This is a genomic window from Vibrio sp. YT-19(2023), assembly GCF_033337395.1.
Window position 1 is genome coordinate 1 of record NZ_JAWOQN010000170.1, and the last position, 1,044, is coordinate 1,044.

The 1,044-nt window shown below is 42.4% G+C and carries 3 protein-coding genes; all 3 read right to left on the minus strand.

Features of this window, described 5'->3' with window-relative positions:
- Positions 1–241: 241 nt before the first annotated feature.
- Complete coding sequence (locus tag R7E78_RS24665) at positions 242–403, minus strand: transposase (protein WP_318058413.1); 162 nt, start codon at positions 401–403, stop codon at positions 242–244.
- A 177-nt stretch (positions 404–580) separates the two neighbouring features.
- Positions 581–787 carry a hypothetical protein gene (locus R7E78_RS24670; RefSeq protein ID WP_318058414.1) on the minus strand — a complete coding sequence of 69 codons (207 nt, stop codon included), beginning with the start codon at positions 785–787 and terminating at the stop codon, positions 581–583.
- Positions 784–855 carry a winged helix-turn-helix domain-containing protein gene (locus R7E78_RS31235; RefSeq protein ID WP_229608817.1) on the minus strand — a complete coding sequence of 24 codons (72 nt, stop codon included), beginning with the start codon at positions 853–855 and terminating at the stop codon, positions 784–786. The genes R7E78_RS24670 and R7E78_RS31235 overlap by 4 nt, the downstream gene beginning before the upstream one ends.
- Positions 856–1,044 lie beyond the last annotated feature (189 nt).

A 1,044-nucleotide genomic window follows, 5' to 3' on the forward strand; every position in this document is an offset into this window, starting at 1 on the left:
GGTGTAGCTCCAATTGGCAGAGCAGCGGATTCCAAATCCGCGTGTTGGGAGTTCGAATCTCTCCACCCCTGCCATATTTAAAGCCTCAGTCGAAAGACTGGGGCTTTTTTGTATCTGCAGCTCTGAGCTGAAGATATCTCTCCATACCTTTATTATACCATCTGGAAAATTAACTGGTTAGGTCTATCCATTTTTACGAATGCATTTTGGTGACTCTTTTGGAGCAATCCAAAAACCGATACTATGCATCGCAGACTTTGGAGATGATGTCGTCGTAACCCGTAAAAGGTTGGTTGGATAAATCGCGTTGCCTCAACCAACGCCATACTTGTTCGATAGGGTTTAGCTCTGGAGAATAGGGCGGAAGTTTGATGACACTGACATTCTTAAAGTCATTGGCCATTTCTTCTGTATGTCATCCTCCACCATCCATAACAACGACGGCGCGACATCCTTCCTCCGTGACTCCCAATATTTGTTTTAAGTGCTCTATCATGATGTCTTTATTAACCCAAGAGACAACGATAGCCTCACAGATTCCTTTTCTGGGACAGATAAGCATACTCAAATTGTTATTGCTTCACGGCTCTTGGGTGAGTTGCTTTTTCAGTCCATAAGCGTGTTGTCGTGTTGTCGTGTTTTGTTGCCCAAATCTGGCTTTGTCCTGAAACCAGACATCAACACACTCTAAAGCTATATGTTCTGGGATATTAAGGATCGTTTCGATTTTGATTTTTTTAAATACTCTTGTGCTTGTTTGAGGTGTTTTGAGCGGGAAGTTATTCATGAAAAGCCCATGTGGTCGAGCAGGTAATAGATAGAATTAGAGTGGTAGTACTGACCAAATTCTTTCACGATATAAGCGAGGATGTCGGCACCAGTCAGTTCTACGTCTTGTGTATCCTTGGCTTTATCTTTTATATTGACTCAATTGTTCTCTTTGCTCGGAAGTTAAGAATGGTGGTCTTCCTATTCTTGGCTTTTCTTGCCGTCCTTCCAGCCCTTCTTCAAGAAAGGTTTAAACCTACTTATTGACACTGGTTC

Coding starts and splice junctions, on each gene's coding strand:
- R7E78_RS24665 (WP_318058413.1), bottom strand. CDS start 403: ATGGCCAATGACTTTAAGAATGTCAGTGTCATCAAACTTCCGCCCTAT.
- R7E78_RS24670 (WP_318058414.1), bottom strand. CDS start 787: ATGAATAACTTCCCGCTCAAAACACCTCAAACAAGCACAAGAGTATTT.